The sequence below is a fragment of the Amycolatopsis jejuensis genome, from assembly GCF_000717335.1.
Taxonomy (GTDB): Bacteria; Actinomycetota; Actinomycetes; order Mycobacteriales; family Pseudonocardiaceae; genus Amycolatopsis; species Amycolatopsis jejuensis.
Map to the genome: position 1 here is coordinate 133,089 of NZ_JNYZ01000021.1, position 26,196 is coordinate 159,284.

The following is a 26,196-nucleotide window of genomic DNA, read 5'->3' on the forward strand; positions in this document are numbered from 1 at the left end:
CCCCGGCTCTCCCCGGCTGAGGCGGAGCAGGTGGTGGAGCTGACGCCCGACCCGTCGATCGTGCGCGTCGACGGGCCGTGGACCCATCGCGACGTCTCCGCCAACGGCATCCGGCTGCACGTCGCCGAGTGCGGCGAGGGTCCGTTGGTGCTGTTCCTGCACGGGTTCGCGGAGTTCTGGTGGACCTGGCACCACCAGCTGCCCGCGCTCGCCGACGCGGGCTTCCGCGCGGTCGCGGTTGATCTGCGCGGCTACGGCGACTCGGACAAGCCCCCGCGCGGTTACGACGCATGGACGCTCGCCGGTGACGTCGGCGGGCTGATCAAGACGCTCGGGGCGCGACGCGCGCACCTCGTCGGCCACGCGTGGGGCGGAATGCTCGCCTGGACGGTCGCGGCGCTGCACCCCCGGCTGGTCGCTTCGGTGACCGCCATCGGCGCGGCGCACCCGCTGGCGCTCAAGTCCGCGGTGAAACGGTCGAGCGCGCAGGCCCGTGCGGTCGGGCATCTTTTCCGGTTCCAGGTCCCGATGGCGCCAGAGAAATGGCTGGTACGCGACGAGGCGGCGGCTGTCGAGGAATTGTTCGGCACGTGGTCCGGCGCCGCGTGGCAGTCCTCTTCGGACTTCGCCGCGACGATTCCGCTGTTCCGGCAAGCAATGCTCGTCCCCGGCGTCCCGCATTCCGCGCTGGAGTACTACCGCTGGGCCTTCCGCGCACAGTTCCGCGGCGAGGGCCGCCGGTTCACCGACGCGGTCGATCAGCGGATCACGGCCCCGGTACTGCAACTGCACGGCGCCGACGACACCTGCGTGCTACCCGAGACCGCGCTGGCGTCCGTGCAATGGGCCGGACCGCACCGCGAACCCCGTCCGTGGCCCGGCATCGGGCACTTCCCGCACCTGGAAGACCCGGACCGCGTCACGAAGTCCGTTGTGGACTTCGTCCGCTGACCGTCCGTGAAGGCCACCTTCAGGCCAGCAGATTCCCTCATGGTTCCCTTCACGGACTTCGCCCGCGCGGGGAACTTCAGCTCGCGCAGGCGCCGGTGCTGACCCGGGCGGTCTGCGACGGCGCCGCGTCGACCTCCGCGCGCACCTGGTCCGCGGTGAGGGTGAAGCCGGTGTCCGGATCCTCGACCGCCGCGCCGAAGACCACGCCGATCACGTCACCGTCGGGCGTGATCATCGGGCCGCCGGAGTTGCCGCTGCGGATCGTGGCCCGGATCGTGAACACGTCGCGCTGCACGGTCTTCGCGTCGTAGATGTCCGGGCCCCGCAGGTTGATCCGGGTGCGGACGCGGGCGGGCGTTGCGGTGTACGGGCCGTCGAGCGGGTAGCCGAGCACCACCGCGTTGTCGCCGTTCCGCGCGGTTTCCGGGGCGAACGGCATCGCCGGCGCACGCAGACCGGGTACGGCCAGCACTGCGACGTCGACCTCCGGGTTGAAGTACACGACGCGCGCCCGGTAATCGCCGGACGTGGACTCGATGCCGACCTCGTCGGTACCCGCCACGACGTGCGCGTTGGTCATCACGCGCTGCGGCGCGACCACGAACCCGCTGCCCTCCAGCGCACGGGAGCACGACGACGCATTACCGCGGATCTTCACCACGCTCTCGTGCACGCGCCGGGCCACCGCGGAGACGTTCAGCGACGTGTCCGGCGGCGGGGTGTCCGCCGACGGTGCCTTCTCGAACGGCGAAAGCACCGACGGGAAGCCGGACGCGTCGAGCAGCTTGCGCAAATCGCTCGGCAGACCCTGGGCTTGCGCCGGCATCAGGTCGTTGACCTCGCCGAGCACTACCGAGGAGTTGATCGACTTCGCGAGCCCGGGAATCGCGGACACCGTGGTGAGCGGGTTCGCGACCAGCCACGCGACCACGAACACCGCGGCCGCCTGCAGAATCGCGCCGAGGGTCTTGTCGATGCCGGAAAGCTTGTCCGGATTGATCTTCTGCCGCAGCCGTCGGCCGGCCCACACGCCGAGCGTCTCGCCGAGCACGATCAGGAACACGACCACGGCGAAGGCGAACGCGACCTTCGCCACCGGGCTGTCGAAGAGGCTGATCACGAACGGCGCCAGCTTCACCCCGGCCACCGCGCCCAGCGCAACACCCACCAGCGCGGGCAGCGCCACGATCACGCCCTGGAAGGCCCCGGAGACCGCGGCCATGACCGCGAGCAGCAGGACGACGACATCGACCCAGTTCACCCGCCGTCACTCCTCGCCCGTGCCGCCCCGGGCCACGTTCGCCGCCCGATGTTCGGCCCACGCTACGTCAAGGTCACGGACGTCGCCGGTGTCCCACTCCCGTTCCCATCCGCCGAGCGAAAGCAGCACCGAGAGCAGCCCGGCGGTGAACCCCCACACGAACAGGCCGTCGACGGCGAACGCCGGGCCCTTCCACGACGCGTCGCCGCGGCGGACGGTGAACCGGTTGGCCGGGTCGGCGAGATCGGCCAGCGCGACGCGCGCGACCGCCGCCGTCTCAGCCGGGTCGACCGCGCGTACCGGAGACGCCGTGTGCCAATGCGCCAGCACCGGGGTGACCGCGAATTTCGAAACCGGCACGAAAAGCTCCGGCAGCACCGCGACCGGCAAGATGCCCGACGGGTCGACGCCGGTTTCCTCCTCGGCCTCGCGCAGGGCCGTACCGACCGGACCGTCATCGCCGTCCTCCGCACCGCCGCCGGGGAAGGCGACCTGGCCCGCGTGCGAGCCGAGCGTGTCCGCGCGCAGCTGCAGCAGGACGTCGGGACCGATGCCGGGCCGCTCGCCGAACAGGATCAGCACCGCGGCGGCGCGGGTGAGCAGGTCTTCCGGCGGGCTGAAGCGCGTGAACGTGCGGCTGTCGACCTCGCCGGCCACCTTCACCAGCGGCCGCAGCCACTCGGGCACGGTTTCGGGGTCGACGAGCGGTCCGGTGGTCATGAGTAGTCCTTCACAGCAGCGCGCACCTGGTCAGTGTTGTCGAACACCCGTGGGCTCGCGATGAACCGGACCTGCCCGCTTGCGGTGACCAGGTACGACGCGGGCAGCGACGAGGGCACCTTGAGCGCGGTGCGGATGGGGCCGGTCTGGCCGTCGCCGTCGTAGAGGGACGGCAGGTGCACGCCGAGCCGTTCGAAGAGACCGAGGCCGTCCGCGGCCGGGCTCGCGACCTGCACGCCGACCACGCGCACCGCGCCCGGCTCGGCGGCGTATTGCTGGAGCACCGGCAGTTCGGTACGGCACGGCTGGCACCACGACGCCCACACGTTGACCAGCACCGGAGCGCCGCCGAGGACCTTGCCGACGTCCACCCGGGACCCGTCGCCGAGGCAGTCCGCCTCGATGCCGGACAGCTGCCCGACCGGCGGTGCCGATGCGGGTGGGCAGGCTTGAAGCTTCGCCCCCGCGCGAGCCGCGGTGAGATCGCCGGACGCGGAGGGCGCGGACGTCGAGCCGTTACCGCGCAGCGTGAGCACTGCGACCAGCGCGGCCACCGCCAGCACCGCGACCCCGAGCGCCCACCGGGTGACAGTGGTCACCCGCGCTCCGCGAGCTCGAGGATGTGGTCGCGTTCCTCGCCCTTGACCAGCTTGGCGGCCACTTCGAACTCCGTGGGCCCGAGGCCGAACGACGGGCAGTCCTTGCGCAGCGGACATGCGCCGCACGCCGGTTTGCGCGAGTGACACACGCGGCGGCCGTGGAAGATCACGCGGTGGGACAGCATCGTCCACTCCTTGCGCGGGATCAGCTCGCCGACCGCGTGCTCGACCTTGACCGGGTCCTCCTCGGCCGTCCAGCCCCAGCGCCGCACGAGCCGTCCGAAGTGGGTGTCCACTGTGATGCCAGGCACGTCGAAGGCGTTGCCGAGCACGACGTTCGCGGTCTTGCGGCCGACGCCGGGCAGCGTGACGAGGTCGGTGAGCTTCTTCGGTACCTCGCCGTCGAACCGCTCGACGAGCGCCGCGCCGAGCCCCATGACCGAGTTGGCCTTGGCCCGGAAGAAACCCGTCGGACGCAGGTACTCCTCGAGCTCGGCGCGGTCGGCACCGGCGTAGTCGGCGGCCGTGCGGTACTTGGCGAAGAGCGCCGGGGTGACAAGGTTCACCCGGACGTCGGTGGTCTGCGCGGAAAGCACGACGGCGACCAGGAGTTCCAGCGGATTCGTGAAGTCCAGCTCGGCCTTCGCGTCCGGATAAACCTGGTCGAGGCAACGTTTCATGCGCCGGGCGCGTCTCACGAGAGCGAGCCGGCTTTCTTTGTTGTCCGTGCGGGGCCCGTTCGGGACAGCAGGTGGCACCCCGATAGCCTACGGGCGAGTCGGACGAGCCGGTCGGGAGCATCCGCCGGTGGACGCCCGACACGCCAGAGCACCACCTCGGCGCGCCGTGCGTCCACCATGAGCAAGGATCTGGAGACGATGACCGACAACGGCGGGGGTGCGGGATGACCGTGTGGTTCGTGATCCTGGTCCCACTGGTGATCATGTTTTTCGCGCTGTTCATGGAGCGCGTGGAGAGCCGTCTCAAGCACGTCGCGGTGCAGGAGAACGAGGTCGAGGAGTTCCTGGAGCAGGCGCAACCCAACGAGGTACGGGCGCTGTACGGGCACGGGATCGGCCGCGCGCTGGAGCTTTTCCGGCTCCGTCGGCTGGGCGGACGGGCAGCCAGGCTACGCGCGCGACGCGTGCGGAGTTAGGCTCCACACTCGGACGAGATCGTTCCGGGCTCTTTCGCCTCGCGCGGCGAGCCGACGAGTGATCCGTCCGGTACGCCCTAGACTGACGGATGAGTGATCGGCGACACTGCCTCCGACCTGCGGAGGAAGTGATCGTTTCTCGACGAGGAGGCACCCGAGGTGGATGAAACCCTGGCCCGTGCGGGCATTTTCCAGGGTGTGGAGCCGGCAGCGGCGGAGGCGCTGGCCCAGACCTTGGAATCCGTGGAGTTCCCCCGCGGCCATGTCATCTTCAACGAGGGTGAGCCGGGCGACCGGCTGTACATCATCCAGTCCGGCAAGGTGAAGATCGGCCGCAAGTCCCCGGACGGCCGCGAGAACCTGCTGTGGATCGCGGGCCCGTCCGACATGTTCGGCGAACTGTCCATTTTCGACCCGGGCCCGCGCACGTCAGGTGCGACGACGGTCACCGAGGTCCGCGCGGTCACCATGGACCGCCCGGCGCTGCGGCAGTGGATCGCCACCCGCCCGGAGATCGCCGAACAGCTCCTGCGCGTAGTGGCGCGAAGGCTGCGCCGCACGAACAACATGGTCGCGGAACTGATCTTCACCGACGTCCCCGGCCGCGTGGCCCGCGCGCTGCTGCAGCTGGCGCAGCGCTTCGGCAGCCAGGAGGCGGGCCTGCTGAGGGTCACGCACGACCTGACGCAGGAGGAGATCGCACAGTACGTAGGCGCCTCCCGCGAGACCGTGAACAAGGCTTTGGCCGACTTCGCCCACCGCGGATGGCTCCGCCTCGAGGGCAAGAGCGTCCTGATCCTGGACCCGGAACGACTGGCCCGCCGAGCCCGCTGAGCTTCACTCGGGTGGGTTAATCCGCCTGGGTTATACGAAGGCCACCTCCTGCTTGGGGGTGGCCTTCGTTGTGTGTTGGCCTTCGTTGTGGTGGCCCGTTGGTGCGGTGGGCGTCTGGGTGCGGTGGGCGTCCGGTTCGGTGGGCGTCCGGTTCGGTGGGCGTCCGGTTCGGTGGGCGTCCGGCCTGGTGGGCCTTTGGTGCGGTGGGCCTTGGCTTTGAGTGCCTCACCTCGGCGAATCCCGACCCTTCGCCTCCCAGCGCGGGCCTGGCAACTCCGAGCCACGCCTGCAGCAACGCCGACCTGCAGCCCAGCCCGCCGGACCCACCGCCGGACACCCATCGCCGGGCACCCACCGCCGTGGCACCCACCCACCGAAATCCCCGCCGCAACCTGGGAATCCAGAACCGGCATATCCCCCACACGGGCGGCATTCCCCCGGCCACCCCGTGTCGTCCCGCACTTCCCCCGCCCCTACCGTGAAAATGACGAGGAGCCGGGCGCCACCCCCGACGTGGCGCACCGGCTCCTCGCCTGCGCGCGGACCATCCCCCGACGACCCGCGCTCCCCGCCCTCCGGACCAGGCCCCGACCCTTATGCCGGAGGGAGCTGAGTTGTGTTGTGCGGCACAGCCCGAACAGGCTGTCGTACAACCATCATGGCCACTTCCCACGATTTCAAGGCCATTCACCCTCAAGGACGCCACCTCTGCGGATTCGTTGCACGAGTTCACAGAGAATCCACCTGGCGTTACCGAATCGAGATCTCCGGACCGGCAACCCGCCGCACGTGACAGATCTGACCGGAAAAATAACTGGTACTCACGTACCAATTTCCGGCACACTAGTACACGTGTCCCAATCCGCTCACTCCGTAGGCCGAACCACGCTCGCCGACTATCGCGCCGCGCTGACCGCTCCTGGCACTCGCCGGCCGGTCATCGCGTCACTGCTTGCCCGGCTGCCGATTGCGATGATCGGTATTTCCGCGCTGCTCTACGTGCAGCGCGAGACGGGTTCGTTCGCCGCGGCCGGGCTCGTATCGGCGAGTTCGCTCGCCGGGGTCTCGGTGGGTGCCGTCTTCCAGGGCCGGTTGATCGACCGTTTCGGACCGACCCGTCCGCTGCTTACCGCTGCCGCACTGTTCTCGGTGGCCATGACGTCGCTTGCGGTGGCGATCGAGGCGCACGCGCCCACGCTGGTGCTGGTCGCGCTGTCGGCCGCCACCGGGTTTTCGGAACCGATGGTCGGGTCGGCGTCGCGGGCGCTGTGGACGAAACTGCTGCCGGAAGGACCTCCGCGCAATGCGGCGCTGTCCTACGAGGCCATCAGCATGGAGGTCTTCTTCATCCTCGGCCCGGGCATCGCGGGCCTGCTGGTCACCGCACCGTGGGCGGGCACCGGCATGGTGGCCGGCGCGGTCGCGATGGTCACCGGCGCCACGATGTTCGCGCTGAGCCCCACCGTGCGCGCATGGGGTCCGGCGCCGAAGGCGAAGACACCACTGCTCGGCGCCCTCGCCAGCCCCGGCATGCGCACGCTTGCGTTGGCCGCGCTGGGGTTCGGCGTGGTGATCGGGTTCGTGGAGGTCGCGGTACCCGCTGCCGCAACGGAATCCGGGCACCCGTCGCTGAGCGGGCTGCTGCTTTCGTTCTGGTCGTTGAGTTCGGTTGCGTTCGGCGTCGCGTACAGCCTGCACCCGTGGCCACGCCGGCTCGGCCTGCGGCTTCCGGTGCTGCTGGCCGGTTTCGGCGTATTCGTGGCGCTGCTGGCGCTTCCGTCGACGCTGTGGGCACTGGCGTTGCTGATGCTGCTTGCGGGCGCGATGATCACGCCGCAGTCCACCACCCATTCGGCGGCAATCGAGATCGTCGCACCGCGCGGCACCGCGGCCGAGGCGTTCGGCTGGATCCTCACCGCGGTCACGCTGGGGCTCGCGGCCGGTCAGTCAGTGAGCGGATACCTCGTGGAGCACGCCGGCATCGCCGTCGCGTTCCTGGCTGCTGGCGCTACCGGGGTCGTGTTGGCCGCAATCGTGTGGCTGCTGCGCGGCACAGTCCGGGCAGCGTCACCGGCCCCCGGTGGCGACCTCGTCGGTGCGGCCGGCTGATCATTCCCCTTGGTACTGGCCGACTTCACGGATTGCCCGACCGACTCGACCTGGCGGAATTTTTCGCTTACCCGGCTTGCCCGGTGATACCTTGGCCATGATCGTTGATCATCACCTGACTCCGCTGAACTGCCTCGCACGAGCAGGTGCCGACGCCACCCTGCCGAAGGAGTAACCACGTGCGTCCGGAACGCGTCCACCCGCTCGCCCAGCTCGGCAGGCTCACCTTTCAGGCCGACGACGAAGCGCTCGCCAGGGAGGTCCGGGATCTCCTCCACCCGGATTCCATGATCCGGATCAGCGGCAAGAAGATGGACGTCGCCGGTTACCTCAAGCACGTGACGGAACTGCGTTCAGGGATGAGCGGCGGTTCGATCACCGTGGTCGACGAGGTCTGGGGCAGCAGCGCGGAGCCGAGCGGCGTCGCCGCGCGAGTGGTGGTGCGGATGACCCTGAAAAACGGACCCGCCGTCCACGGCGAGGCCCACCTCATCGGCCGCCTGGACGCCGACGGCCGGCTCACGAAGCTGGTCGAGATCGGCCGCCTCATCGACGATACGGACGATCCGGCCGAAACCCGCTGAGCCGGATCTCCCCGGCAACGTCGACCGCCTCGCTCGCCGCTGATCATTTCCGCAGGTCAACCACGACGGCCACCGGTTTTGTCGGTGGTCGTCGTTAGGTTGCGGGGTATGGAACGGACCCTCACCCTCAGGCTGCCGACTCGGCCGCCACTGCCGCCTGAACCTCGTCGAACGTCGGATTCACGAGCGCAGTCGAGCCGACGATCACCGTCGGCACCGTCTCGTTTCCGTTCGCCACCGCCCGCACGCGCTCGGCCGCTCCGGGCTCCTCCCAGATGTTGATCTCGCGCACCGTCAGGCCACTCGCCATCAACGGCCGACGCAGCGCAGAGCAGAAACCGCACCCGGGCCGCCAGTAGAACTCGACCTCGACGTCGCTCATCGTCCATCCTCCACAACCCGCTGAACACTCAACTGCCCGCACCCGCTCACCATGGAAGGCACCCACCATGCTCGGCTGACCTCGACACCGCCCGCCTGCTGACGCGGTGCGGCTGTCCGGCTGCGCCCATCCGACCGGACCTGGCGTTGCTTCCTGACGCGGTGCGGTCGCCCCGCCGCGCCCACACCGGACCCGGCCCGACGTCGCTCAACGCCCACCCGCCGAGACACGCGGGCAGCCCAGCCCGCCCGCACCCGACCGGGACCCGGCGTCGCCTCCGGACACGGTAAGGCCGTGCCGCCGCGCCCACACCTGACCAGACCCGACGTCGCTCAACGCCCACCCACTGAGACACGCGGGCAACCCGGCCACGTCCGCACTCACCACGAAAGGCACCCATCACGCCCCACCAACCCCGCGAACGTGCTCCACGCCCGCCACCTGACGAAAGAAGGTCATTCCACCGAGCCCGCCAACCCCGCTCAACACGCGCCTCCTGACGAGGTGAGGCCATCCAGTCGCGCCCACACGCCCGGCATCCGACCGGACCCGACGTCGCTCAACACCCGCCCACCGAGACACAAGAGCACCCCGGCCACGCCCGCACTTCTCACGAAAGGCACCCATCACACCGGACCAACCCGGCGAACCCGCTCAACACCAGCCTCCCGCGGAAGAAGTCCGTTCCGCCGCGCCCGGCCAACCCGGGAACCGCTTGCCAACCCGCCCCCGAAACAGGAAGGAACCCCAACCACGCCCATGAAAACTCAATACGAGCCAAGCGCCGCTCAACCGTCGCCCTCCGAAGTACGCAGGTAGTCCAGCTGAGCACGCACGCTCGCCTCCGCCGGGGCCCACAGTGCGCGATCCACGTCGGCGTACACCACCTCCACCACCTGTCGCGGGGTGGCGTCCTCGCCGAGGGTTCGCAGGGCTGAACGGACCTGGTCCAGCCGCTGTTCCCGGTGCGCCAGGTACTCCCGGGCGGTCGTGGGCAGGTCGGGGAGCTCGGGGCCGTGGCCGGGCAGTCCCGGGGTGCCTGCGGGCAGGGCGATCAGCTTGCGGAGCGAACGGAGGTAGTCGCCGAGGTCGTGCAGGACCGTGGTGCCGCGGCCGAGGATCGTGTCGCCCGTCAGGAGCTGGTCGGCGACGTGCAGGGACACCGAATCGTCGGTGTGTCCGGGCGTGTGCAGCACGCGGATCTCCAGCCCGGCGGCGGTCAGCACGTCGCCGTCGGTGAAGGGGGCGGCGCCGATGCAGAGCGTCGCGTCGAAGGCGCGGACCGGGGCGCCGGTGCGCTCGGCGAGCCATGGGGCACCTTCGGCGTGGTCGGGATGGTGGTGGGTCAGCAGGATCAGCTCCACCGCGCCCACGGCGGCGAGTTTCTCCAGGTGGTCGAGGTCGCGGTAGCCGGGGTCCACCACCACGGCGGCCGGCGCGTCGGGCGCGCGCAGCACCCAGCTGTTGGTGCCCTCCAGCGTCATCGTGGACGGGTTGTTCTCCAGCAACACAGCCGCGGTGTCGGACACGCGACGCAGCACGCCGTAGGCGGGGGCGGTCAACTCAGGACTCCGTGGGATCGAGGATGACTCGGACGTTTTCGCCTTCCCGCACCAGGGTCGGCATGGTCTTCACGATCTCGCGCGGTTCGGCGAGCGCTGCGTCGGCGGTGTCGAATCCGGCGAGCTCGGTGAGGGTCAGCCAGGTCGGCGGCATCAGGGCGCGGCGGCCTTCGCGTGCGTCCGCGAGGGCGTCGGCGGGGCGTTGCCAGCCTGCGGCCGCCGCCTCGGACGTTGCGCCGTCGGCACGTTGGCCCGACGGCAGCTTCGCGACGAAGAAGCGCGTGTCATAACGACGCTTCTCGACCCGCGGGGTCACCCAGTGCGCATATGGCTGCAGGAGATCCGCGCGCAAGGTGAGTCCGGCGTCCGCGAGGAATCCGGCGAGCGAGATTTCCCGTGACTCCAAGGCTTTCCGGGCTTCGTGGTACGGCGTGACGTCGGCGATCACCGCGTCACCCGTCCCTGCGAGCAGCACTCCGGACTCCTCGAACGTCTCCCGGACCGCAGCGCACACCAAAGCGCGGGCGAGTGCTTCGTCGCACGTGAACCGCTCGGCCCACCACGACAGCGGCGGCCCGGCCCAGGACACGGACGCGTCGGCGTCACGCGGGTCCACGCCGCCGCCGGGAAACACCGTCATCCCGCCGGCGAACGGCATCCCCTTGACGCGGTGCTGAAGAAACACCTCCGGGCCGCCGGTCGCGTCCCGGAGCAGGATCACCGTCGCCGCATCCTTCGGGGGTACCGGCGGGCCGTCGGCGTTGTCGCGGATCCCGATGCCGGGACGGGCGGGGATGTCGAAGACGAATTCACGCGGCCGTTCCACCCGGGCAACATACCTCGCATTCCGCACGCAGCGCGGATTACTTGTGTCACCCCAACGGCCCCGCAAGGCCGTGAAGGGAACCATCAGGGAATCTGATTCCCTGATGGTTCCCTTCACGGCACAGCAGCAGCGGGCTCAGGAACCGGACCAGCGGCCCTCGCCGCCGGAGCGCGAAGCACCGTTGAGCCGCAGCCGGGCGGCCTCGGCCCGTTCGCGTTCGGCCAGTTCCTCGTGCAGCTCACGCAGCAGGGCGCGGTCGCGCTCGGACAGGCTCGGGTCGTCCAGGTCCAGCGCGGGCAGCTCGACGACCTCGTGCATGCTCGGCTTGCCCGCGGCGATCTCGCGGCCCTTCTCCGGGTCCTCGGCCAGCGCCCGGCGCAGCTGCGCGACCTCGGCCGACGTCAGGTCCGACGTGCGCTCGGCACGCGTCTCCGCACGGGCGCTCCGGGACCGCTCGGGAGCGGGCTCGGCGACCGGCTCCGGAGCGGACGGCTGGCTCTGCACGATCGGCACCACAGGCGCGACCGGCACCGCGGCTTCCGCCACCGGCTGCCGGATCCCGTGCCGGCTCGGCGTTTCCGCGACCGGCTCCGGTTCCGGCACCGGCGTCGGGGCGCTGCGCTGCGGCGCAGGCTCAGGCCGGTAGTCCGGGGCCGAGTGCGTGCTGCCGGTGACCCACACCGGGGTCGCGACGGCACCGGCGGCCTGGTGGTAGTCCGACTGCGGGACCCCGGGGCCGCTCACCTCGACGACCGAGCGGATGCCCGCCCGGCGCAGCGCGGTGTCGACACGGAAGGCCACCGCGGGCGGATTGCCCTCCGGGCCGAGCTCGACCAGCACCACCCGCTGCGGCAACGCGCCCGGCACACTGCCCGCCGGGGTGTTGCGCCACACCGCGTGCACGGACCGCACGTCGGGCAGCACCTGCAGGGTGCGGTCGAGGGCTTCGGCGAGGCCGAACTCGGGCTGGTTGTCGCCCGTGAACCGGTGCGTCTGCATCGGTTCGTGCTCCTCGACCAGCAGGTCGTTGGCGAGCGTCGCGTCCGAGCGGCTCATCTCGAGTACCAGCGCGAGTTCGCGCTGCTCGGATTCGCTCACCGGGATCCGGCCCGCGATCAGCGTGCCGGTGGTGAGTTCCACCGCCTCGTCGATGTGGGCACGGGCGATCAGCTCGCGCGCTTCGGTGAGCGCACTGTCGTCGATGCGGCCCGCCAGGGCCAGCAACAAGTTGTGCAGACGCAGGGGTACCGAAAACCCGTCCATCGGCGGGCTGTCGTGAACCTCCACCATTGCTCTGCTCCTCCCAGCTCGCCTGGCGGCAACGAGCGTTAAGCGGCGACGAGTCGATGACCGGCGCCCGCGGCGCCGACGCAGACCAGCTCGGATTCGGCGAGCGCGGCCCGGTGGTACCCGGGAAGGTCGAAGCGCGGCGGGATGACCTCGACGCTGGGTTCCTCGTCACCCATGACCCGCAGCACCCGCTGCAGCTCACCGGTGAGCCGGGGCTGGCCCGCGGTCGCCGTCACCAGCAGGACCCGCTTGGCCCCGCCCTCACCGGCGGCACCGAGGTGCCGCCAGCTCTGCCGTACTTCCCCCACATCCGCACGCCCACGCAACGTTGCGTGAAGCAAAACGGACACAGAGTCGACTGAGTTCACCCATTCGGGCGCACTCTGCGTGAATGTGTACCTGGTCTCGGTGACGTCGTCTACCCCCAGCGTCGAACTGACCTGATGCCAGTCGGCGCCGTGCGGGATCAGACCGGCCACGAGCAGGCGGTACTCGGATTGGTCCAGATCGATCCTGTGCTTCAGCAAAGACCTGGGGAGGGTACGCGCGAGGGTCCCCATCGCACCCTCACCAAGCCAGTCGCGAAAACGCCACAGGAGCTGGTCGGGGGTGCGGCCGGCAAGCCGCAGCAGGAGCTCGTGCAGAGACTGTTCGATGTCGGGGTCCATCACTCCACCTCCACGATCAGTTCGACTTCCACCGGCGACGAAATCGGCAGCTCCGCGACGCCGACGGCCGAGCGGGCGTGCTTGCCCGCGTCGCCGAAGATCTCGCCGAGCAGCTCGGACGCCCCGTTGATCACCGCGGGCTGGCCGGTGAAGCCCTCCGCGGACGCGACGAACCCGACCACCTTCACGACCCGGACCACCGCGTCGATGCCGACGAGGGCGTGCACTGCGGCGAGGCCGTTGAGCGTCGCCGTGCGGGCGAGGTCCTTGGCTTCCTCCGGGCTGACCTCCGCGCCGACCTTGCCGGTGGCGGCGAGCGCGCCGTCGACGAACGGCAGCTGGCCGGAGGTGTAGACGTGTGAGCCGGTGCGCACGGCAGGCACGTACGCGGCCAGCGGTGCGGCGACCGCGGGAAGTTCGATGCCGAGCTCGGTGAGCCGATCGCTCCAGGTCATGGTCGCCCCCTCAGCCCTTCGGCCGCTTCAGGTACGCGACGTGCTGCTCGCCGCTCGGGTTGGGCAGCACGGTGACCAGCTCCCAGCCGTCCTCGCCCCACTGGTCGAGAATCTGCTTCGTCGCGTGGATCAGCAACGGGACGGTGGCGTACTCCCATTTGGTCGCGCTCATGACCCGGGAGCGTAGCCAAGCGGGCAAGGCCCGTCCGGACCGCGGGCACCGAAGCACGCCACCCGTCCAGGTGAGGACGTCACGGACCGTGGTGGCTGTGGGGCGACTCACAGCGGACGGGCCGCCCGGCGGTTTCGTGAGGGTGCGGACCGGTCGGCGCGCCGGTCGCTAGCGTGGGTCCGTGGAGACGCGGACCGGTCGGCGCGCCGGTCGCTAGCGTGGGTCCGTGGAGACCTGGAGAATCGTCGCGACCGTGCTGCTCGCCGCGGCGGGGCTGCCGCTCGTGCTCGTCGTGATGGCCAAGGCGCGGGATCGGGTGAACAACTCGGGGCAGGTCGCGATCGCCGGCGCGGTCACCCTCACCGTGCTGGTAGTGGTGGCCGTGCTCACGCTCACCGTCCTGCCCGCCGCGGTGACCTGGGTGCTCGTGGCCGTGGTCGCCGCTGCGCTCGGCGTCCTGATGCTGGCCAGCTGAGCACCGGTTTAGTGTTGAGGGTGTGACCACTTCCCCCGCCGGTTGGACCGACGAGCTCACCAGGGCCCGGCTGCACTTCGTCTCCGGCAAGGGCGGCACCGGGAAGACCACGCTCGCCGCGGCGCTCGGCCTCGCGCTCGCGCACGACGGCCGCCGGGTGCTCCTGATCGAAGTCGAAGGGCGCCAAGGCATTGCGCAGCTCTTCGACACCGAACCGCTCCCGTACGCGGAACAGCGCATTGCCGCGGTACCCGGCGGGGGTGAGCTGCGCGCGCTGCACATCGACGTCGAGGCCGCGCTGCTCGAGTACTTCGAGATGTTCTACAACCTCGGGTTCGCCGGCCGGACCCTGCGCCGGATGGGCGCGATCGAGTTCGCCACCACGCTCGCGCCGGGCCTGCGGGACGTCCTGCTCACCGGGAAGATCAAGGAATGCGTGGGGCGCACCGAATCCGACGGGCGGCACACGTACGACGCGGTGGTGGTCGATGCCCCGCCGACCGGTCGCGTCGTCAAGTTCCTCGACGTCACCAAGGCCCTCACCGACCTCGCCAAGACCGGCCCGATCCGCGGCCAGGCCGACGGCGTCGTACGGCTGCTGCATTCCGGCGAGACCGCCGTGCACCTGACCACGCTGCTGGAGGAGATGCCGGTACGGGAGGCCGTCGAGGCGGTGGCCGAGCTGGACGGCGCCGACCTGCGGCCGGGCGCGGTGCTGGTGAACCGGGTCCGCCCGCCGCGGCTGCCCGCGCGTTCGGTCACCGCGGCCGCCGACGGCCGGGTCGACGCCGCCCGCGTGCGCTCCGGCCTCGCGTCGGCCGGGCTGAAGCTGCCGGACGAAACGCTCGACGCGCTCGTGGAGGAAACCGTGGAGCACGCCGTGCGAGTGGCCGCCGAGCAACGGGCCCGCGAGCAGCTCGCCGAGGCCGATTTGCCGACGCTGGAGCTGCCCGACCTCACCGAGGGCGTCGACGTCGCCGCGCTCTACGACCTCGCCGAAACGCTGCAGGAACAGGGAGTGCGCTGATGGCCGCCGAGCCGATCGACGTCGACGCCCTGCTCGACGACCCGGACAGCCGCGTGATCGTGTGCTGCGGTTCCGGCGGCGTCGGCAAGACCACCACCGCGGCCGCGCTCGCGTTGCGGGCAGCCGAACGCGGCAGGCAGACCGTGGTGCTCACGATCGACCCGGCGCGCCGGCTCGCGCAGGCGCTCGGGCTGCGGGAGCTGGGTAACCACCCGAAGCAGGTGCAGGTCGAAGGCTTCGAGCCCAAGGGCGAACTGTGGGCGATGATGCTCGACATGCGCCGCACGTTCGACGACATGGTGCGCGTGCACGCGGGGCCGGAGCGGGCCGAGCAGCTGCTGCAGAATCCCTTCTACCAGACCATTTCCACGTCGTTCTCCGGCACACAGGAGTACATGGCGATGGAGAAGCTGGGTCAGCTGGCAGCCACCGACGAGTGGGACCTGATCATCGTCGACACGCCGCCGAGCCGGTCCGCGCTCGACTTCCTCGACGCACCCACGCGGCTGTCCACCGCGCTCGACGGGCGGATGATCCGGCTGCTGACGGGCCCGGCGAAGGCCGGTGGGTGGGGCTTGCGCAAGGTCGTGAGCGCCGGGTTCTCGATGTTCGCGAAAGCCGTGTCGACGATCATCGGCGGCCAGCTGCTCGCCGACGCGTCAGCGTTCATGCAGGCCTTCGACAGCATGTTCGGCGGCTTCCGCGAACGCGCGCGCAAGACGGCCGAGCTGCTGCGCTCGTCGGGTACGTCGTTCCTCGTGGTGGCCGCACCGGAGCCGGACGCACTGCGCGAGGCGTCCTACTTCGTGGAGCGGCTGGCCGGCGAGTCGATGCCACTTGCGGGTCTCGTGGCCAACCGCACGCATCCGGTACTCGCGCCGCTGTCCGCGACCGAGGCACTGGCCGCCGCGGAGTCAGTGCAGAACGCGCCACTGGCGGAGGCGGTGCTGCGGCTGCATGCCGACCGGGTCGCGCTGGCCGAGCGTGAAAACCGGCTGCTCGCGCGCTTCACCCGCGCGCATCCCGAGGTGCCGCTGGTGCGAGTGCCCGCGCTTGCGGGTGACGTGCACGACCTGGACGGGTTGCGGGACATCGGAGTGAAACTGGCCTCGTGAGCGCCAGGGCATTTGGAGTGGCTCATCACGTCAGCCGACCGGATGGCACTGGCTGAGCGCGACAACTCCTCGTGAGTGCCGCGGCGGTGAAACCGCGGCACCCACCCGGAGGTCAGCCCGCCGCTGTGGCGAGTGCGTCTCGCTTCGCGGCCTCCAGGAGTTCGGTCCAGCTGGTCACGTCCGGGCGACGGCGTAGCAGCGCTCGGCGCTCCCGTTCCGTCATCCCGCCCCAGACCCCGAAATTGATCCGGCTGTCGAGTGCCTCGGCGAGGCATTCCGTGCGGACCGGGCACCCCATGCACACGGCTTTCGCCCGGTTCTGCTCGGCGCCTCGGACGAACAACCCGTCGGGATCAGCGTCCCGGCACGAGGCGTTCACCCGCCAGCTCGACTGGTTGGTTTGCATACCCCCAGCTCCCTCATCTGGTGTATGACACCAGCGAAGGCGAAGCTCCCGCTCCCACCCCCGCGAGCGTTTCTTCCCTCGCCGCACGTCGGTGACGGCACCTCCCCGGTGCCGCTGCCTCCGCCCGGACCAACCTCTGGTCCGCTTGTCGGCATCTACGTGAGACGTTGACGGACTGTAGGGTCCCTCGGTTCCCTCCGCCAAGACCTAGCATGCATTCCGTTACCGGAAGTCACCACACGGGGTCCGTTTTGTCACCGTCTGCACCCTGTCGAGGTGTGAGGTCACGGCGGCACCACAGGGTTTCAGTACCCTGGCCCTCGTGCGCAAAACGGACGGTCTGTTCAAGCTCATCGGTCTGTGCCTGCTCGCGGGGGTGCTCGTCGCCGGCATCATGTTCCCCGTGGTGGGCGCTGCCGGAGTGGTGTCCAACCAGGCGAGCGAAACGGTGGACAAAACGTCGTCCGACCTCGCCGACATCCCTCCGCCGCTGGTGACCACGATCACCGACTCCGGGGGCAAGCCGATCGCCACGCTGTACGACCAGTACCGGATCCCGGTGGCGCCGAACCAGATCAACGAAGCCACGAAATGGGCCCTGCTGTCGGCCGAGGACAAGGCGTTCTACGAACACCATGGGGTGAACTGGGGCCGAACATTGCGTGCCGCGGTGTCCAACACCGCGGGTGGCGACACGCAGGGTGCCTCCACGATCACGCAGCAGTACGTGAAGAACTATCTGATCAACGTCGTCTACCGGGGTGACAAGTCCGGACAGGACAAGGCGCAGGAGCAGACCCTTTCGCGCAAGCTCAAGGAAGCCCGGATCGCGATCAACCTCGAGACGAAGCTGTCGAAGGACCAGATCCTCGCGGGCTACCTGAACGTCGTCGAGTTCTCCCGGCAGATCTACGGCATCGGAGCGGCCGCGCACGCCTACTTCAACACCACGCCGGAGAAGCTCACCGTCCCGCAGGCCGCGCTGCTCGCCGGGCTCGTGAACAACCCGATCACGTTCGACCCGTGGAACCACGCGGACAAGGCCGCGAAGCGACGCAACCTGGTCCTCGACCGGATGGTCGCCAACCAGAAACTCGCGAAGGAGGACGCCGAGCGGTTCAAGCAGGAGCCGCTCGGGGTCGTGCCGGACACGCCGTCGAAGCCCGCGTCGAACTGCACCGGCGCCGGTCCGGAGAACGGGTTCTTCTGCCAGTACGTCGAGGACTACCTCATCAAGGCCGGGATGACGAAGGACCAGCTGTACACCGGCGGCTACACGATCAAGACCACACTCGACGAGAAGGCCAACCACGAGGCCAAGGTGTCCGCCGAGACCCAGGTGGACAAAACCCAGAAGAACGTGGCGAACACGTTGTCGCTGATCCGGCCGGGCAAGGACCGGCACGAGGTGGTGGCGCTGGCGGCGAACCGCGACTACGGCATCGACGCCGACAAGGGCCAGACCACCTACGCGCTCCCGTCGGGCGTCTACAACACCGGCGGCGCGGGGTCGAGTTACAAGATCTTCACCAGCGCGGCGGTCCTCAACCAGCACGTCGCGGGGATCTACAGCACCATCCCCGTCGGCAACGGCTACACCTCGCACGTGTTCACCGGTGGCGGCAACACCTGCGCGCCCACCGGACCACCGCTGAACTCGCGCTGGTACTGCGTCGGCAACGCCGGTGACTACGGCGACTCGACCACGTTGCAGAACGCGCTCGCGACCTCGCCGAACACCGCGTTCGTGGCGCTCGAGGACCGGCTCGGCAGCACCGGGCCGGGCATCGACATGGCGATCAAGCTCGGCATGCGCAACACGATGGCGAGTGACACTGGCGGCCGTCCGGTGGATCCGAAGGACCCGAAGAGCGTGCCGCAGTCGAAGGCGTACGGGCCCACCGACCGCAGCCCCGGTTTCGGCGCGTTCACCCTCGGCTTCAGCCCGTTGAGCGGCCTGGAACTGGGGAACGTCGCCGCGACCATCCTGAGCGGCGGCAAATGGTGCCCGCCGACTCCGCTCTCGTCGATCACCGACCGCGACGGGAAACCGGTGGCAGTCAAGGAAGCCGCGTGCGAACAGGTCGTCCCGGAAGGACTGGCGAACACGCTGGCGGTCGGCATGAGCAAGGACGACCAGGGATCCGGGACGTCGGCACAAGCCGCCCGCGACGCAGGCTGGGGCGGCCGCCCGGTCATCGGCAAGACGGGCACGACCCAGAACAACGGGTCGGCGACCTTCGTCGGCGGCACCCCGCAGCTGGCGGGCGCGGCGATGGTGTTCCGGCCGGAAGGCGGTAGCGGCGGCCTCTGCTACAACGGCGTCGGCAACGTGACCACCTGCGGCCACGGCTCCATGTACGGCGGCAAGACCCCGGCACAGACCTGGTTCGGCGCGATGTCGAAGATCATGGAAGGCCAGCCTGCCGCGCCGTTGCCACCGGAGGATCCGGAGTACACACGCTGAGGCGGGCAGGGTCCCCGGGGCACGGCAGGCAACCCGATCGAACACGTATCCTCGACCCTGTGAGTACGCTCGGTAACGCAAATCCCGCCGCCAGCCCCCCTGTCAACACCGCGAAACGGATCGCCGTGGGGACGCTTGCGGTGGGGGTCGCCACCCTCGGTTACGCCGTCGGGATCGAGCGGCGGCGATGGCAGTTGCGGACCGCCGAGCTGCCCGTCCTTGCGCCGGGGACCCGGCCGTTCACCGTGCTGCACATCTCCGACCTGCACATGCTTCCCGGGCACCGGGCCAAGCAACGCTGGGTCGCCGCGCTCGGGGAGCTCCAGCCGGACCTCGTCGTGAACACCGGTGACAACCTTTCGCACCGCACCGCTGTCCCGTCCGTGCTGCGTGCGCTCGGTCCGCTGCTCGACCGGCCGGGGCTGTTCGTCTTCGGCAGCAACGACTACTACGCGCCCAAACCCAAAAACCCCGCGCGGTACCTCATGCCCCGCGGCAAGAAGAAGCGCATCCACGGCACCCAGTTGCCCTGGCGTGACCTGCGCGCGGCCTTCGTCGAACACGGCTGGACCGACCTCACCCACGTCCGCCGCACGGTCGACATCGGTGGCCGCGCCGTCTTCGCCGCCGGGGTCGACGACCCGCACTTGCACCGCGACCGCTACTCCGACATTGCCGGGCCCGCCGACACCACGGCCACCGTCCGGCTCGGCGTCACCCACTCGCCGGAACCGCGCGTCCTCGACACCTTCGCCACCGACGGCTACGACCTTGTCCTCGCCGGTCATACGCACGGCGGCCAGCTCCGCATCCCCGGGTACGGCGCCCTGGTCACCAACTGCGAACTCGACCGCACCCGCGCGCGCGGCGCCTCCCGCTGGGGCGCTCACATGTGGCTGCACGTGTCCGCCGGGCTCGGCACCTCGCCGTACGCCCCCGCTCGCTTCGCGTGCCCGCCCGAAGCGAGCCTGTTGACGCTGGTCCCCCGCGGATCCGGTGCCACCGGCCCCCGCAAACCGGCCCCGCGAACAGCCGCCAAACCCGTCCGCTAAACTCGTACCCGACCCGCTCAGCAGTACCTCGGGGTGTGGCGCAGCTTGGTAGCGTGCCTCGTTCGGGTCGAGGAGGTCGTGGGTTCAAATCCCGCCACCCCGACGTGTGAGTGTGAGGGCCCTGTGTCTGCGGAACACGCAGACTCAGGGCCCTCACTACGTTGTGCCTTCTGGGGGTCGGACCCCCAGACCCCCGCCAGGGGGCACGCCCCCTGGACCCCCATCGTTAGATGTGCCGGTTGGGTCGCGTGCCGGTTGGGTAGCGGGTTGCGTATCGGCGTGGGTGCGTGTCGTGGGGCGGTTGGGGTTAGGGGCGGGTGGCGGTTAGTTCTTGCCAGCATTGGGCGAAGTCTCCGGTGGTGGCGGATTTGTGCCAGGACCAGGCGGAGCGGGCGGCGGAGGTTAGTTGGTCGTGGTCGGTGGCTGGGGGGTTGGTCAGGGCGGCGGCTAGGGCGTTTTTGATGTGGGTGGCCAGGTTCTTGTAGGTGTGGTCTTCTCGGTATTTGGTGCGGGTGGCGATGTTGGTGAAGCCTGCGGCGGCTACGTGGGTGGGAGCGGTGCGGCCGTAGAAGGGGTCGCCGCCCTGGCGGCGGTGCAGTAGGTAGTGGCCGCGCAGGGCGGCTGTTGCGTTGGGGGTTTTCGGGGTCAGCTTTGCTCTGCTCCAGTCTGATGTGGACAGTGCAAGGTGGCCGCCTGGGCGGAGGACGCGGTGGATTTCCGTCAGGGCTGCCAGGGGGTTTTCCAGGTGTTCGAAGAGCGCGTGGGAGAAGACTGCGTCGATGGAGGCGGTGGCGAACGGTAGGGCGTAGGCGGTGGCTGTCACGTGGTCCACTGTGGAGGGTGCGGGGTTCAGGTCTACGCCGATTACGCGTGCGTTCGGTGGCGCGGTGATCGGGGAGCGGCCGCAGCCCAGGTCGACAATCGTCATTCCCGGGGTGAAGAGGGGGTGGGCGAAGGCGGCTCGGTCTGCTGTTGTCGACATTGCGTCTCGTCCGAAACCCTCCTGCACCCCGCACACAGTACGGGCCGGAGGTGGCAGGATCGAGGGGTGAGCACGCAGTCAGGCAACCAATATCCGCCCGCGGTGGTCCCGGACCGCCTGTTCGACGACGCCGAAGCCGAAAAGCGCTGGCGAGCGCGTTTTCACGCGCCGCGCATCTCGGTGCCCGAATGGGCGCGCGACGCTCCGGACGCCAACGTGTACGTCTCCAACGCCAGCGGCGTCTGGGAGGTGTACGCGTGGGACCGGGCCACTGACAGTCACCGTCGCGTCACCGACCGGCCCAACGGCACCTTGCACGCCACGCCCTCGCCGGACGGCAGCGCGATCTGGTGGTTCGACGACACCGACGGCGACGAGTTCGGCTCCTGGCGCAGCCAGCCGTTCGACGCCGACAGCTCCGCGGCCGTCAAGGCGCTCCCGGACATCCACGACGGCTACCCGGCCGGCCTGGAGATCGGTACCCGGGTGATCGCGGCCGGCGTGTCCACCGACGACGGCAGCGAGCTGTTCGCGAAGATCGCCGGTACCACCGAGCGTTTCTACCAGCATGCCGACGACGCCGGTGTCGCATCGCTGTCCCGCGACGAATCACTGCTGGCCATCTCGCATTCCGAACACGGCGACTCACGCCATCCCGCGCTGCGGGTGCTGTCCACCGACGGCTTCGGCACCGTCGCGGAGAAGTGGGACGGCGAAGGAAAAGGCTTGCAGGCGCTGGAATTCTCGCCGCTACCCGGCGACCAGCGGCTGCTCGTGCTGCACGAACGCCGTGGCCGCGAAGAACTTCTCGTGTGGGACGTACGCGCGGACACCGAGACGGAGCTGCGGATCGACCTGCCCGGCGAGGTCGTCGCCGATTGGTATCCGGACGCCCGCGCGCTGCTGGTGGTGCACTTCCACGAGGCGCGGAGTTCGTTGTACCGCTTCGATCTCGACACCGGTGAACTGTCTACTGTGGACACTCCGCCGGGCCGGATCGGCGGGGCCGGCGTACGTCCGGACGGAACGATCGAATACTCGTGGTCCAGTGCGGCGGAGCCGGCTGCGGTGCGAGCCCGCACGACCGGCGGTGCCGACGACGTCCTGCTGGCCCCGCCGGGCGAGCGGGCGCCCGGGTCGGCGCCGGTCACGGACGCGTTCGTGGACGGCATCGGCGGGCGGATCCACGCGCTGGTGTCCCGTCCGGCGAATGCGCCCGAAGGCCCGCTGCCCACGGTGTTTTCGCTGCACGGCGGCCCGCACTCGGCCGACGAGGACCGGTTCTCCGCGTACCGCGCGACGTGGCTCGACGCCGGATTCGCCGTCGTCGAGGTGAACTACCGCGGCTCCACCGGCTACGGCTCGGCGTGGCGCGACGCGATCGAGGGCCGTCCTGGCCTCACCGAACTCGAGGACGCGGCGGCCGTGCACGACTGGGCGGTCGAAAGTGGACTGTCCATTCCGGACAAATGCGTGGTGAACGGCGCATCCTGGGGCGGGTACCTGACGTTGCTGGCTCTGGGTACTCAGCCGTCGCGCTGGGCGGCAGGCGTCGCGGGCGTGCCGGTGGCCGATTACGTGGCCGCGTACGAGGACGAAATGGAGCAACTGCGTTCCTTCGACCGCGCCCTGTTCGGCGGCGCCCCGGCCGACGTGCCCGCGGTGTACCACGAATGCTCCCCGATCACGTACGTCGACGCCGTGACCGCCCCGGTACTGGTCCTGGCCGGGGACAACGACCCCCGCTGCCCGATCCGCCAGATCGAGAACTACCTGGACCGGCTGGGCAAGCGAGGTGCGGCGCACGAGTTCTACCGCTACGACGCAGGACACGGCTCCCTGGTGATCGCGGAGACGATCAAGCAGACGTCGATCGAGGTGTACTTCGCCTTGCGGGCGCTGGGAATGCGCTGAGGTCGCCGGGCCGTCCGGCCGCGAAAGCCGGGCGGCCCGTCAGATTCCGCGTTTCGTTCCCGCCAGTTGTTCCACCGCGGATTCGTCACCCTCGTACGTCAGCTGCACCGCATCCCGGCCGAAGACGAACAGCAGCAGGTCGACCGGATCACCGGTCACCGTCACCACCGGGGTGCCCGATTTGACCGAGGCCGACCGCCCGTCCGGAGTCCGCAGCACCACGCCCACCGGTGCTTTGCGCAGGTTCAGCTTCGCCGACCTGGTGGCCAGCCGCCAGGCTGCGGCCGAGCGGGACGGGTCCGCGGGGCGTGGTTCCCAACCCGGCTGTGCACGGCGGACGTCCTCGTGGTGGACCAGGAATTCCGCGCTGTTGGTGAGCTCGTCCAGCGGTCCGAGAGACGTCGGCCAGAACCGGGAAGGACCGCGCCGAACAGCGGCGACCAGCTCGGACCACGGCCGCGCGGCCTCGCGTTCCTGCACGCGCTGGGTGTAACCCGCCAGCGCAGGCACGACAATGCCCGGCGCCGCGTCCAGCCGGTGTTCCCGCACCACCAGGTGGGCAGCGAGATCGCGCGTGCGCCAGCCCTCGCACAGCGTTTGCGCATCCGGGCCGACCTGCTCGAACAGCTCGCTCAGCGCTTGACGTTCGTCTCTGGCAAGGCCCATGCCACCCACATTACCCGCGAGTAGCGCCTAGTGGTGGAAAGCCGTCGACGTGGCTGCATCGTGCTGCGGAGACGTCTGCCGGGTCAGCTCCGGCAGCGCCCGCTTCAGGTCGGCGAGCAGCAGGTCGGCCAGGTCGTGGGTGAAGCCGTTGCGGACGACCACGCGCAGCACCGCCAGGTCCGTGCGGTTGTCCGGGAACGTGTACGCGGGCACGAGCCAGCCGCGTTCGCGGAGCCGCCGGGACACGTCGAAGACGTCGAAACCGCTCACGTCCGCGCGCGTCGTGAAGGCGAACACCGGCAGCTGATCGCCGTGCGTGAGCAGCTCGAACGGCCCCAGCTCGGTGATCGAGGACGCGAGATACATCGCCACATCACGCGAAGCCTGTTGTACCGCACGGAAACCTTCGCGACCCAGCCGGACGAACGTGTAGTACTGCGCGGCCACCTCCGCGCCCGGGCGGGAGAAATTGAGCGCGAAAGTCGGCATGTCGCCGCCGAGGTAGTTGACGTTGAACACCAGCTCTTCCGGCAGCGCGGCCTTGTCCCGCCACACGACCCAGCCGACCCCCGGGTACACCAGCCCGTACTTGTGCCCGGACGTGTTGATCGACGCGACGCGCGGCAGCCGGAAGTCCCACACCAGGTCCTCGTCGAGGAACGGGGCGATCATCGCGCCCGACGCGCCGTCGACGTGTACCGGAATGTCCCAGCCGGTGCGCTCGGCCAGTGCATCGAGCGCCGCCACGATCTCCGCGACCGGTTCGTAGCTGCCGTCGAAAGTGGACCCGAGGATCGCGACGACGCCGATCGTGTTCTCGTCGCAGCGTTTCACCGCTTCTTCGGCGGACAGGTGGAAGCGGTCGCCGTCCATCGGCACCAGCCGCGGTTCGACCTCCCAGTACTCGCAGAACTTTTCCCAGCACACCTGGACGTTGACACCCATCACCAGGTTCGGCTTGCCGGTGCGGCCCAGCTTCGACCACCGCCGCTTCAACGCCATCCCGGCGAGCATGCAGGCCTCGGACGACCCGGTGGTGGAGCAGCCCATGATGTCCGCGAGATCGGGCGCGTGCCAGAGGTCGGCGAGGATGTTGACGCACCGCCGCTCGAGCTCCGCGGTCTGCGGGTACTCGTCCTTGTCGATCATGTTCTTGTCGACGCATTCGGCCATCAGCTCGCGGGCCTGCGGCTCCATCCACGTGGTGACGAACGTGGCGAGGTTGAGCCGGGCGTTGCCGTCGAGCATCAGCTCGTCGCGCACGAGCTGCAGAGCGGCGTCCGGCGGAAGCGAATCGTCGCGCAGCCGGTCGTGCGGCATCGCGAAGTCCGCGGCGAGCGCCGGATTGCCCCCGGCGTACAACGGATTCGTCCCCGGTTTCCGGTCCGCCCGATCTTGCTTTCCCTGATGCAGCACCATGGCAGCGAACCTACTGCCGCACGCGGGCCAGTACCACTGCGCGCGAAAGCCGCCCGCAGCGGCGGCGGGCGGCTTTCGCGCGGACGCGGGTCAGGCCTGCTGCGCCTGCCACATCCAGTGCGCCTCTTCCAGCGCGCGGGTGATCTCGATCAGCAGGTCCTGCGTGACGAGGTCGCTCTTGTCGGTCTCGTCGATGCGCCCCCGGAGCCGCTCGATCAGCTTCGCGAGGGTGTCGACGATCGCGGCGATCGTGGAGTCCACCGACTGCCAGTTGTCCGGGTACTCGGGCGCACCGGAGGTCTCGACGACCGTCTTCGCCTTGCCGTTGGGCGAAACCCCGATGGCGGCAGCACGCTCGGCCACCTCGTCGACGTACTGCCGAGCGGTGCTCACCAGCTCGTCAAGCTGCAGGTGGGCACTGCGGAAGTTCTTGCCCACCACGTTCCAGTGCGCCTGCTTGGCGATCAGCGACAGGTCGATCAGGTCGGTGAGCGTCGCCTGCAGTGCGTTGCCGGTGATTTCCTTGTCCGCTTCGGACAGCGGGCTCTTGATCGGGGAAGTGCTCATGGCGCGTGTCCCTCCTCAGGTGTCACACGGTCGTCGTGAACTTGACGTCGATGTTGCCGCGGGTTGCGTTGGAGTACGGGCAGACCTGGTGTGCCTGCTCGACCAGCCGGTCGGCGTCGGCTTTGGCCAGGCCGGGCAGCGTGACGTCGAGCTGCACGCCCAGCTTGAAACCCGCGTCCTGCTTGTACAGGCTGACCTCGCCGGTCACCGTCGCCGCCGGGAGCGGGACCTTGCCCTGGCGCGCCACTGCCTGCAACGCGCTCAGGAAGCAGGCCGAGTACCCCGCGGCGAACAGCTGCTCCGGGTTGGTCTTGTCCCCGCCGGGACCACCCATTTCCTTGGGGATCGCCAGCGATTCGTCGATCACGCCGTCCGAGGAGGTCACCTCGCCGTTGCGGCCTTCGCCTCGTGCGGTCGCGACGGCGGTGTAAATCGGATCGGCCATGCTTCCTACCTCCTCGTCGGGACGCGTCCGTAGTGCGCGTCTCTCCCGAGATCAACGTTCCGCATCCGCAGAATGGTGCCCGGCATGGCGGT

28 protein-coding genes and 1 tRNA gene are annotated in these 26,196 nt (G+C 69.7%); 12 read left to right on the top strand and 17 right to left on the bottom strand.

Features of this window, described 5'->3' with window-relative positions; genetic code table 11:
- The first annotated feature begins 33 nt into the window (after window positions 1–33).
- On the top strand, window positions 34–951 hold the full coding sequence (locus OO71_RS28245; protein WP_033292953.1) for an alpha/beta fold hydrolase: 918 nt from the start codon (window positions 34–36) through the stop codon (window positions 949–951).
- Window positions 952–1,027: 76 nt separating this feature from the next.
- Here the strand turns inward: OO71_RS28245 and OO71_RS28250 are convergent, their stop codons facing one another.
- Genes OO71_RS28250 through nth form a run of 4 tightly spaced genes read right to left on the bottom strand, consistent with a single transcriptional unit; the run spans window position 1,028 to window position 4,211 of the window.
- The gene (locus OO71_RS28250) at window positions 1,028–2,212 is read right to left on the bottom strand and encodes a MarP family serine protease (protein ID WP_033292954.1); all 1,185 of its coding nucleotides are present in this window, start codon (window positions 2,210–2,212) and stop codon (window positions 1,028–1,030) included.
- Between the two features lie 6 nt (window positions 2,213–2,218).
- The gene (locus tag OO71_RS28255) at window positions 2,219–2,932 is read right to left on the bottom strand and encodes an NUDIX hydrolase (RefSeq protein WP_033292955.1); all 714 of its coding nucleotides are present in this window, start codon (window positions 2,930–2,932) and stop codon (window positions 2,219–2,221) included.
- Complete coding sequence (locus tag OO71_RS28260; protein WP_033292956.1) at window positions 2,929–3,531, bottom strand: TlpA family protein disulfide reductase; 603 nt, start codon at window positions 3,529–3,531, stop codon at window positions 2,929–2,931. Before OO71_RS28260 ends, OO71_RS28255 begins: the two co-directional genes overlap by 4 nt.
- Complete coding sequence (gene nth, locus OO71_RS28265) at window positions 3,528–4,211, bottom strand: endonuclease III (RefSeq protein WP_033292957.1); 684 nt, start codon at window positions 4,209–4,211, stop codon at window positions 3,528–3,530. Before nth ends, OO71_RS28260 begins: the two co-directional genes overlap by 4 nt.
- 224 nt (window positions 4,212–4,435) lie before the next feature.
- On the opposite strand from nth, the gene OO71_RS28270 reads away from it, so the two are divergent.
- The 4 genes from OO71_RS28270 (at window position 4,436) to OO71_RS28285 (ending at window position 8,214) form a co-directional block, all read left to right on the top strand.
- On the top strand, window positions 4,436–4,687 hold the full coding sequence (locus OO71_RS28270) for a hypothetical protein (RefSeq protein ID WP_013230551.1): 252 nt from the start codon (window positions 4,436–4,438) through the stop codon (window positions 4,685–4,687).
- 159 nt (window positions 4,688–4,846) lie between these two features.
- Entirely contained in the window at window positions 4,847–5,521 is a 675-nt protein-coding gene (locus tag OO71_RS28275; protein WP_009084463.1) for a Crp/Fnr family transcriptional regulator, read from the top strand.
- Between the two features lie 852 nt (window positions 5,522–6,373).
- Window positions 6,374–7,630, top strand: coding sequence for an MFS transporter (locus OO71_RS28280; RefSeq protein WP_033292958.1), 1,257 nt, complete (start codon window positions 6,374–6,376; stop codon window positions 7,628–7,630).
- A 179-nt stretch (window positions 7,631–7,809) separates the two neighbouring features.
- Window positions 7,810–8,214, top strand: coding sequence for a hypothetical protein (locus OO71_RS28285; RefSeq protein ID WP_033292959.1), 405 nt, complete (start codon window positions 7,810–7,812; stop codon window positions 8,212–8,214).
- Between the two features lie 127 nt (window positions 8,215–8,341).
- Here OO71_RS28285 and OO71_RS28290 read toward each other — a convergent pair whose 3' ends face one another.
- The 7 genes from OO71_RS28290 to sp36 form a co-directional block, all read right to left on the bottom strand.
- Complete coding sequence (locus tag OO71_RS28290; protein ID WP_033292960.1) at window positions 8,342–8,596, bottom strand: glutaredoxin domain-containing protein; 255 nt, start codon at window positions 8,594–8,596, stop codon at window positions 8,342–8,344.
- A gap of 788 nt (window positions 8,597–9,384) precedes the next feature.
- Window positions 9,385–10,158, bottom strand: a complete 774-nt coding sequence (locus OO71_RS28295) for an MBL fold metallo-hydrolase (protein ID WP_033292961.1) — start codon at window positions 10,156–10,158, stop codon at window positions 9,385–9,387.
- A 1-nt stretch (window position 10,159) separates the two neighbouring features.
- Window positions 10,160–10,984 (bottom strand): NUDIX hydrolase, encoded by an 825-nt coding sequence (locus tag OO71_RS28300; protein WP_033292962.1) that lies wholly within the window; start codon window positions 10,982–10,984, stop codon window positions 10,160–10,162.
- Window positions 10,985–11,119: 135 nt separating this feature from the next.
- Window positions 11,120–12,274 carry a hypothetical protein gene (locus OO71_RS28305; RefSeq protein ID WP_033292963.1) on the bottom strand — a complete coding sequence of 385 codons (1,155 nt, stop codon included), beginning with the start codon at window positions 12,272–12,274 and terminating at the stop codon, window positions 11,120–11,122.
- A gap of 38 nt (window positions 12,275–12,312) precedes the next feature.
- The gene (locus OO71_RS28310; protein ID WP_033292964.1) at window positions 12,313–12,942 is read right to left on the bottom strand and encodes a hypothetical protein; all 630 of its coding nucleotides are present in this window, start codon (window positions 12,940–12,942) and stop codon (window positions 12,313–12,315) included.
- Window positions 12,942–13,397 (bottom strand): RidA family protein, encoded by a 456-nt coding sequence (locus OO71_RS28315; RefSeq protein WP_033292965.1) that lies wholly within the window; start codon window positions 13,395–13,397, stop codon window positions 12,942–12,944. Before OO71_RS28315 ends, OO71_RS28310 begins: the two co-directional genes overlap by 1 nt.
- A 10-nt stretch (window positions 13,398–13,407) precedes the next feature.
- A complete protein-coding gene (gene sp36 / locus OO71_RS50345) occupies window positions 13,408–13,569 on the bottom strand; it encodes a Sp36 family protein (protein ID WP_003068074.1) in 162 nt (53 codons plus the stop codon).
- Between the two features lie 226 nt (window positions 13,570–13,795).
- On the opposite strand from sp36, the gene OO71_RS28320 reads away from it, so the two are divergent.
- From OO71_RS28320 to bagB, 3 genes are read left to right on the top strand one after another with little or no spacing between them, the layout of a single operon-like run.
- On the top strand, window positions 13,796–14,044 hold the full coding sequence (locus OO71_RS28320; protein ID WP_033292966.1) for a hypothetical protein: 249 nt from the start codon (window positions 13,796–13,798) through the stop codon (window positions 14,042–14,044).
- A gap of 22 nt (window positions 14,045–14,066) precedes the next feature.
- Entirely contained in the window at window positions 14,067–15,071 is a 1,005-nt protein-coding gene (bagA, locus tag OO71_RS28325; RefSeq protein ID WP_033292967.1) for an ATPase BagA, read from the top strand.
- Window positions 15,071–16,186: an ATPase BagB gene (gene bagB, locus OO71_RS28330; protein WP_033292968.1), complete on the top strand. Its 1,116-nt coding sequence runs from the start codon at window positions 15,071–15,073 to the stop codon at window positions 16,184–16,186. The genes bagA and bagB overlap by 1 nt, the downstream gene beginning before the upstream one ends.
- Before the next feature lie 112 nt (window positions 16,187–16,298).
- Here bagB and OO71_RS28335 read toward each other — a convergent pair whose 3' ends face one another.
- Complete coding sequence (locus tag OO71_RS28335) at window positions 16,299–16,592, bottom strand: WhiB family transcriptional regulator (protein WP_033292969.1); 294 nt, start codon at window positions 16,590–16,592, stop codon at window positions 16,299–16,301.
- Between the two features lie 322 nt (window positions 16,593–16,914).
- On the opposite strand from OO71_RS28335, the gene OO71_RS28340 reads away from it, so the two are divergent.
- The 3 genes from OO71_RS28340 (at window position 16,915) to OO71_RS28350 (ending at window position 20,214) form a co-directional block, all read left to right on the top strand.
- The gene (locus OO71_RS28340; protein WP_245633800.1) at window positions 16,915–19,059 is read left to right on the top strand and encodes a transglycosylase domain-containing protein; all 2,145 of its coding nucleotides are present in this window, start codon (window positions 16,915–16,917) and stop codon (window positions 19,057–19,059) included.
- A 125-nt stretch (window positions 19,060–19,184) separates the two neighbouring features.
- Window positions 19,185–20,111 (top strand): metallophosphoesterase, encoded by a 927-nt coding sequence (locus tag OO71_RS28345; RefSeq protein WP_425388708.1) that lies wholly within the window; start codon window positions 19,185–19,187, stop codon window positions 20,109–20,111.
- 29 nt (window positions 20,112–20,140) lie between these two features.
- Window positions 20,141–20,214 (top strand) — tRNA-Pro (locus OO71_RS28350).
- A 204-nt stretch (window positions 20,215–20,418) separates the two neighbouring features.
- Here the strand turns inward: OO71_RS28350 and OO71_RS28355 are convergent.
- Window positions 20,419–21,093, bottom strand: coding sequence for a methyltransferase domain-containing protein (locus OO71_RS28355; protein WP_051792403.1), 675 nt, complete (start codon window positions 21,091–21,093; stop codon window positions 20,419–20,421).
- A 66-nt stretch (window positions 21,094–21,159) separates the two neighbouring features.
- Between OO71_RS28355 and OO71_RS28360 the strand changes: the two genes are divergently transcribed.
- Window positions 21,160–23,007, top strand: coding sequence for a prolyl oligopeptidase family serine peptidase (locus OO71_RS28360; RefSeq protein ID WP_033292971.1), 1,848 nt, complete (start codon window positions 21,160–21,162; stop codon window positions 23,005–23,007).
- Between the two features lie 39 nt (window positions 23,008–23,046).
- Here OO71_RS28360 and OO71_RS28365 read toward each other — a convergent pair whose 3' ends face one another.
- The 4 genes from OO71_RS28365 to OO71_RS28380 form a co-directional block, all read right to left on the bottom strand.
- Window positions 23,047–23,673 (bottom strand): TIGR03085 family metal-binding protein, encoded by a 627-nt coding sequence (locus OO71_RS28365; protein ID WP_033292972.1) that lies wholly within the window; start codon window positions 23,671–23,673, stop codon window positions 23,047–23,049.
- Between the two features lie 27 nt (window positions 23,674–23,700).
- Complete coding sequence (gene gad / locus OO71_RS28370) at window positions 23,701–25,092, bottom strand: glutamate decarboxylase (RefSeq protein WP_033292973.1); 1,392 nt, start codon at window positions 25,090–25,092, stop codon at window positions 23,701–23,703.
- A gap of 90 nt (window positions 25,093–25,182) precedes the next feature.
- Window positions 25,183–25,659, bottom strand: coding sequence for a Dps family protein (locus OO71_RS28375; RefSeq protein WP_033292974.1), 477 nt, complete (start codon window positions 25,657–25,659; stop codon window positions 25,183–25,185).
- A gap of 22 nt (window positions 25,660–25,681) precedes the next feature.
- Window positions 25,682–26,104, bottom strand: coding sequence for an organic hydroperoxide resistance protein (locus OO71_RS28380; protein WP_033292975.1), 423 nt, complete (start codon window positions 26,102–26,104; stop codon window positions 25,682–25,684).
- Window positions 26,105–26,196: the final 92 nt, after the last annotated feature.